Raw genomic sequence first — 7,292 nt, 5'->3', positions numbered from 1 at the left:
AGTGTAAATTATATATATAATAAATTAGTGCAATTCTTAATTTTCTGGAAATAAATAAAATGTGGATCTGGAATTAATGAGATTGAAATTGAAAGAAAATTTAAAATTATTGCACCAAAATTTCAAATTTATATCTCACTTTATGTAAGGAAGGTACGATAAAATGAAAACAATAAGGAAGTTTTTTAAGAAATATGAAAAATTCATCAAATACTGTAGTATTGGTGTAACAGGAATCAGTTTAGATATTAGTACATTTTGGCTTCTTACTATGGTTGCTGGAATCAATATCCAACTTGCTAACTTTATTAGCATTAGCTTAAGTCAAACAAACAACTTTATTTTAAACGCGATTTTTAATTTTAAGGTGAAAGACAATTTATTTTCACGGTATTTAAAATATTACTCAGTAGCTTTGGTTGGTTATGCGATTACTGCTTTAATACTGTTTATATTTGTACAACTGCTTCATTATAATCAGATTTTAGTTAAAATATTGGCGATATTAATTGTTACAGTAATACAGTTTTCATTACACCAATCAATAACTTTCAAAACTTCAAATGCTCAAATTTCGTATAAGATTTAGCATACACGTTTAATGAAAGTTGTGAAATTTCTTAAAAAGTCTGTTTGAAGCTAAACCAGATGACAATATTCGCATATAAGAATTGGAATTCTCATAAATTTTGTAAATTGTTTCACTTAAACTATCGGGTGCAAGAGTTGAAGATGAAGTTCGCTACTGCGGCCTTTTTTTGCTTGTTGCACTAACGGATGCAGGTAAGTTGAAAAAGAGCAGTCTATGAAAGTATTGAATACCACCAATATTAAAACTTAGGATATTATTATTGAAAAAAATGAAAGATGGGGCTTTGGCAGGCGCTTTTCCTGACAGTGCCCCATCTTTCAACTCCTCAGTGAACCCTGGAACGTGAGGATCTTAAAAAAACTTAATTTTGGCTGGTTTAAGAATAATTTCGTAAAAACTCTTCCATTGTGGATTAGAGATCTGTTAGATCACTTTCATCAACTTCAACAGATCTTTATTGCGAAGTTACCTTTTCCTAATTTTTGCTCTTATTTTTTTTATTTCGACTGTAATCGTTTGATCTTACAACTTTTTGACGTGACTGTTGTTTTTCGGATTCAGCCATTTTTGATTGGTTAGTTGATCGGCTTTCAGCTTTGTTACTAGTTTGGTTATAAGAGTTTACTTCTTCAGCCTTTTCAATTTTTACTCCATAACTAATATTTTTAATGTGGAATATAGAAAAGCGAACGATTTCCTCTTTATTGATCAAAGAAACAAAATCTTTAGTTATATCACTGAGTACCCCCTCTAACTTCTCAGGACCTCCACGATTAATTTTTACCCATTGAAATTTCATTACGTCAAGCAGTTCTTGGAAATTGGCCGCTTTTTTAAATTCGAAATCTTTAGGAACTTCAATGTTGAATTCCATCTGCCCCTTCATATTTTCTGTTAAACTTTTAATATGTTGAGTGTTGTAATAAACGACCCCATCATCTTCTGTGAGAAGGGCGATATAATCGTCACTTACATCCATTAACTTCCCAATTCTGGATTCTGGTCCGCCTCGATCAACCCTGATTACACTACCTATAAAATTTTTAATGATGTCCTTATCCATAAAAAATTCTCCTCCTAAAATTAATTAGATATATTTACACTGCAAGATATGTATCATTGCATGAAGTTGTCCTAATGAAATAGCCTGTTTATTCTTACTTAAGTAAAAAATAGGCAATATAAATGATATGATACAAGACTATCTACCTAGTAATGCTATCCTGGTATTCATGTTTACTTATTCCGTTCATTTAAGATTTAAATCTTAATTTTCCAATAAAAAAAGAGAGGTATTCTTTGGTGGAAAGTGAAGAAAAACCAGATGCATAATGGCTTTAATAGAACAATTTTCCTGCATCGGTGAAGGAAGTACGCCTGTGGGAGAGTGCTAGAATTGATATCTAAAGGAGAGATTGGGAGTAGGTCATCGTTTTTGGCAGGGTTAATGGAATGGGTTGGGGAAAATCCTCCTGTTGCAGAAGATTTGATTGGATGTAATGTCGTTGAACAAGGCTTAGTTCATATTAAAACAATTCACAAAACAGGGATAGATGGGATGATTTTAGGTCATCGTCCATTGGAATTAGACGAAATTGAAGCCGAAAATATTCGTTCTCAAGAAGCATTTGGCGGATGTATTAGTTGCGTAGATGGTGGTAATTCTTATTTAGACAAATCTTGAAAACTTTAAAGTATAATATGTAATAATAACTAATATAATAAGTTCTTTATTAAAGAATAGATGTTTGGGAATAGACATAAAAATAATGAACCTGATTATCGTCCTTATAATGCAGTATTCAGATATAGAACAAAAAATGAAAGGTAACGTGAATGAGTATAATAAAGGATTTTTTGCTGCAACTAACGCTTATGGTAATACCCATATTTATTTACTTTACATTTATTACGGAGAGGGTAAAAAGTGAGAAAAATAGAATAGTGATAATGTCCATTTTGTGGGGAATATCAATATTTATTTGCATGTCATTTCCAGTGAGCTTTGGTCAAAATGCTCGTTTGGATTTAAGAATTATTCCTCTATTATTTGGGAGCCTATACGGCAAATTTGGCTCAGCCATCTTCCTATCAGCCCTTATCATACTTTATCGGCTTTATCTTGGAATCAGTTTAGGATTTTATAATACTGTTCTTGTCTTATTATTATCACTGCCTGTTATATTACTTTTTCAAAAAGCATTTGCAAGTTCAAACAAAGATAAAAAAGTTAAAATTGCAGTTGGTCTTGCCTTTTACTATTGCATAATTGGAATTACTTTTTTTGGTGTTCTAAGAGGTTTTTCCATAGATTATCTTAAAGTTCAGATTATTCAGCTTATCTTTGTAGTGGTAGTTACTTGGTTCTTAACTAAACTAAATGAAGGTATCAGGGATATTCACCAGCTACGATTAGAGATGCAAAACTCGGAGAAATTACGAGTTATTAGTGAGTTAACAAGTGTTTTCGCACATGAAATTAGAAATCCGATGCAAGTTACTCGTGGCTTTCTGCAACTTCTAAACGAGCCTGATTTGTCCAATGAGAAGAAGGAATATATCCAAATATCCATTGAAGAATTAGATCGTGCAAATGAAATTATTAATGATTTATTATCTTTTGGAAAACCTTCAATAAATAACAACGAAAGAATCGACGTAGGTTCTCAGTTACAACGTGTAGTAAAAATCATTAAAAGTTACAGCCTGAGCCATAATGTTGAGATTAAAACTGATCTTCTTGAAAACTGTTGGATTTATGGGAATTCTCAAAAATTGAAACAGTCTTTGATTAATATTTTGAAAAATGCCATAGAGTCTATGCCTAATGGTGGAATAGTTTGGATTACATGTACTTTCACTAGTGATGGATTTATAAAAATTATCATTAAGGACCAAGGAATTGGTATGACAAAAAAGCAAATTGATAGGCTTGGAACTCCGTTTTATTCCTTAAAGGAAAGGGGGACAGGACTAGGCATGATGGTTAGTTTTCAAATTATCCGTTCTTTAAAAGGTAAAGTACAAGTGAACAGTGAAAAGAACTTGGGGACAGAATTTATTATTCTTTTACCCCAGATAAACTAAAGGGAAAGCATATGCCATTATATCCTGTCGATACCATCTATTTTTTTGTAGAAATGAGTTCTCATTTAGATAATTACACAGGAGACTGCTTCATATTTTGATGGGCATTGTTTTGGGAGCGATTGTGAAAAGTACACTTAGAGTAAGGGGTGCTTGAGTTAAACAAAAGGGTCGCAGCTGCGGCTTTTTTTCTTGTTCCACTAAGGAAGCAGGATAGTGGAACAAGGAAATATTATTGATTGTGTAGAATAAATCTTCCATAGAAATAAAATTTGGGGGTAAATATGAATAAAAATCTATTGTCTTTTTCTATTATCTTTTTGGGTATATGTATTTTATTAGGTTCTTGGTTTATGTCACAATCTTTAAAAACCTAGCAGAAAAAAGAAGATAATGTAATTCAGAACGACAAAGATAGGTATGAGTTAATCACTGCAAATGAAAACAACATCATACTATTGGATAAACAAACTGGAGAATTTTGGCGAAGGTTTATCGAATCAGGCGAGGGACCAACAGATTGGGAAAAACAACAATCTCCTGTTTCTTCAATTGCAAAATAATCAAAGCACAACATAAGTTCATCTAAAGGTGCTTTTGTTTAAAATCAGAGCTGCCATTAAGGCAGCTTTTCTTATAGCACTAACGGGCCAGGTTTGTTGAAGAAGGTATTTGGAATCGAATATGTAAAAGTTTTAGATTTGAGTTAATTAATACAAAGGAGGAATTAAATTGAACGAACTTAAACTTATTAATATTTACAAAAACGAGCTTCAAAATTACTCTTTGGCACAGCTAAGATATATTTCTGAAGAAGCGGTTTGGTCTATTGGGCAAATGTATGACCATTTAATCCGTGTTGCCCATGAGTATCTAGATAATATGGAAAAATGTGCTACCTTGAATGATGAACAACCCCTTGGGAAAACGGAGTTTGGTGAGCATTTATATAAGATCGGAGGGTTTCCGCCAATTAAAATTAAATTACCGGATGAACTAAATGCTCCACCTAATAATTCAGATAGCAAGGAGGAACTTATCAGTAGAATGGATCAGGTAATTCTAAGGTTGAGTCAATGGGAATCGAAAGTGGATAATATAAACCCAAATTATAAAGTCGAGCATGGAGGGTTCGGCTGGCTGAATGCAAGGGAATGGTATGATTTGGTTGGTATGCATTTTCGTCATCACTTGCGCCAAAAGGATGAGTTAGAACAAAGGCTTGTTAAGTAACGGGTGTGTAAGTTGATGATAGGATTGCTTTGTCGAGCCTGTTTTCTTATTCAAGTAACGGGTGCTTGAACTTAACAGAGGGTCGCTGTTGCGGCTCTTTTTCTTGTTCAACTAAAGGGGCAGTTTAGTTTAAGAAGGATAATAATAAGATTTGAGGAATCTTTAATTTATAAAGGGGCAAATCGGTTTCATACGATCTTTACGTAAGCCAAAACTAGAACACAGCCCAGGTGTATCGAATGAATAATAATTCAACAACTCTGCAGACCAAAAAAAGGTGGGTGGGGGTGCCGGATCTGTCCCAAAGCGTCTGATGGCAAAACTTTGTTACTATATTTTGGAAACCGATGGCTTTGCATGCTACTGAAGGAGGAATTTTGATGGACAAGCGGCAAGAATTCAATCAAAATCACGCATACTTCGATAGACAGCTTCCTCGTGAATGCGGAAACTGCGGTATCAGAAACGGTCTTCACATTCATCACATCGTTCCGCTGGAAGCTGGTGGCAACAATCGTATCACAAACATGGTTCGGCTGTGTGAAAGATGTCATGGACTTGCGCATGGAGATGAAGGTTTATTCGCGAATCTTATGAAATCAAGCAAACGCGCCAAGGAAGAACTACGTAAATCTGGAAAATGGTTCGGGGGACGCGTTCCATTCGGTTACAAAATCGACGGTGCCGGCTATCTAACGCTGTCAGAAGGCGCAGAAACTGTGCGCAGAATATTGACTGATTTCTACATCAACAAACGAAGTATGAAATCAATCATAAAATCGCTGGAAGCAGACGGAATTCTGACGCCGCAAGGGAATACAATCTGGCAGCACAGTACCATTTCTGTTATCTTAGGAAATACAGCATACATCGGCGAAGTCAGACGGACAAGGTCTAAAGATATCACGTTTACACATAACTCTATTTTAGTGGATCCGCAGCATGTCGAAGTTGTCCGAGCTGGCATGTATGCACGTCGATACACAAAAAGTAGTAATGAATGACCGACAGTTTGCTACTAGCCATCTACTCATGAAGTCGCAATCGTATCGGGGGGATGGATTCTGAAGGAACCATTCAAGCTTACTTGTTAAACTAACGGGTGCTTGAGTTCTAAAAGGGGTTGCTGTGGCAGCTCCTTTTCTTGTTCCATTAACGAAGCAGTTTAGTTAAAGAAGGAATACTACCCACTTAACAAACCTTTTTAATTAAATTAATGGATTTAAAAAAGAAAAAACGATTGCATATGAGCAATCGTCTAATTACAGCAAGAAATGCAACCGTGGATTTGGAACCTTACTGAAACGGCACAGGTATTTTCACCACCAGAATTGCTACACCTAACCTTCATTGCTTTAACACAATCGAATGCAGCGTTCAAACCTTGGTTAGGGTTTATTTGAATAATTTGTTCTTGCTTATTCTGTTTTACAACAAATGTAAATGGGCAAGTCCCAAAATTAGATAATTGAAGCGTTATAGTAGGGTCACATTCTGTAAAGGATTTATAAATTTGAATAGTTTGTCCATTGCATACTTCTTCTGTCTGGAAATTTAGTTCTCCAGTTGAATAAGAACCACAGGGTTTATCACAATTGCAAGTCACGATACTCCCCTCCTTAACATAACATATTAAAATTTGTACAAGGTTGTTTCAGTGTTTTATTTACTTGCAATTTATGAAATGTAGAGAAAATTTGAAATGGACAAATCTACTATAAATAAATATTTTTCGATTTTTCCCAGGAGGTTACAGGATCTAATAAAGTAAAGGTCTTCTTCAACTACCATGAAAATAAATATCCTTTGTACAAGAAAAAAGGCAATACTTAAGAAAACCCTGCTCAATCGTCAAAAAAAAGAGGAGGGCGTGACTGGCTCAAGGTCAGTATCAGTAGTGACAGGTCCTATTCATTTTCATTCTTTGTGGTGCGGCTCTGCTGCATGGATGACTAACGGGTGCAAGAGTTAAAGCCAGGGATCGCTGCGGCGATCTTTTTTATTGTTGAGCTAACGGGCAGGTTAGCTTAAGAAGGAAGGAAATTAAATTACCAAAATTGGTGTAAAGTGGTATATTTGGTATGGTGGCACTCATTTATTTTATAGGGGGATAACAATGGATGGGCTATGGGTAATCATTACTATAATATTGATAGGAATATTCGATTGGATCGTTTCTTGGAGGATTCAGAATGAAAAGAAAAAGGTACGATTTAAAACGGTGTTATGGGGAATCGCTTTTATTATTTTCCTAGTTTTAATGTTAATTCAATATCTATAAAAAAATGTATATAAAACCTGAGTGTATCCTTAACTTGGACTTGAGTTCAAGAATGCCCGCTAATGCGTTGTATTAGTATGATTCGACTAACGAAGCAGG

7 protein-coding genes are annotated in these 7,292 nt (G+C 34.7%); 6 read left to right on the top strand and 1 reads right to left on the bottom strand.

Going from position 1 to position 7,292, the window contains the following annotated elements; translation table 11 throughout:
• Positions 1 to 163: 163 nt before the first annotated feature.
• A complete protein-coding gene (locus tag V7161_RS29350; RefSeq protein ID WP_335716301.1) occupies positions 164 to 589 on the top strand; it encodes a GtrA family protein in 426 nt (141 codons plus the stop codon).
• 478 nt (positions 590 to 1,067) lie between these two features.
• On the opposite strand, the gene V7161_RS29345 is transcribed toward V7161_RS29350, so the two are convergent.
• Positions 1,068 to 1,655, bottom strand: coding sequence for a hypothetical protein (locus tag V7161_RS29345; RefSeq protein ID WP_335716300.1), 588 nt, complete (start codon positions 1,653 to 1,655; stop codon positions 1,068 to 1,070).
• A gap of 372 nt (positions 1,656 to 2,027) precedes the next feature.
• On the opposite strand from V7161_RS29345, the gene V7161_RS29340 reads away from it, so the two are divergent.
• The 5 genes from V7161_RS29340 (at position 2,028) to V7161_RS29320 (ending at position 7,193) form a co-directional block, all read left to right on the top strand.
• Entirely contained in the window at positions 2,028 to 2,276 is a 249-nt protein-coding gene (locus V7161_RS29340) for a hypothetical protein (RefSeq protein WP_335716299.1), read from the top strand.
• Between the two features lie 152 nt (positions 2,277 to 2,428).
• A complete protein-coding gene (locus tag V7161_RS29335) occupies positions 2,429 to 3,679 on the top strand; it encodes an ATP-binding protein (RefSeq protein WP_335716298.1) in 1,251 nt (416 codons plus the stop codon).
• 732 nt (positions 3,680 to 4,411) lie between these two features.
• The gene (locus tag V7161_RS29330) at positions 4,412 to 4,912 is read left to right on the top strand and encodes a DinB family protein (protein WP_335716297.1); all 501 of its coding nucleotides are present in this window, start codon (positions 4,412 to 4,414) and stop codon (positions 4,910 to 4,912) included.
• Between the two features lie 380 nt (positions 4,913 to 5,292).
• On the top strand, positions 5,293 to 5,916 hold the full coding sequence (locus tag V7161_RS29325) for a recombinase family protein (protein ID WP_335716296.1): 624 nt from the start codon (positions 5,293 to 5,295) through the stop codon (positions 5,914 to 5,916).
• A 1,112-nt stretch (positions 5,917 to 7,028) separates the two neighbouring features.
• On the top strand, positions 7,029 to 7,193 hold the full coding sequence (locus V7161_RS29320; protein ID WP_335716295.1) for a hypothetical protein: 165 nt from the start codon (positions 7,029 to 7,031) through the stop codon (positions 7,191 to 7,193).
• Positions 7,194 to 7,292: the final 99 nt, after the last annotated feature.

Origin of the sequence: Neobacillus drentensis (genome assembly GCF_036965425.1) — a bacterium.
Classification (GTDB): domain Bacteria; phylum Bacillota; class Bacilli; order Bacillales; family Cytobacillaceae; genus Neobacillus; species Neobacillus drentensis_F.
Note: the sequence above shows the minus strand (reverse complement) of the source record. Positions and strands in the feature narration are given on the sequence as shown.

Excerpts from the sequence above, each read along its gene's own strand:
- V7161_RS29350 (WP_335716301.1), top strand. The coding sequence starts at position 164 with ATGAAAACAATAAGGAAGTTTTTTAAGAAATATGAAAAATTCATCAAA.
- V7161_RS29335 (WP_335716298.1), top strand. The coding sequence starts at position 2,429 with ATGAGTATAATAAAGGATTTTTTGCTGCAACTAACGCTTATGGTAATA.
- V7161_RS29345 (WP_335716300.1), bottom strand. The coding sequence starts at position 1,655 with ATGGATAAGGACATCATTAAAAATTTTATAGGTAGTGTAATCAGGGTT.
- V7161_RS29325 (WP_335716296.1), top strand. The coding sequence starts at position 5,293 with ATGGACAAGCGGCAAGAATTCAATCAAAATCACGCATACTTCGATAGA.
- V7161_RS29320 (WP_335716295.1), top strand. The coding sequence starts at position 7,029 with ATGGATGGGCTATGGGTAATCATTACTATAATATTGATAGGAATATTC.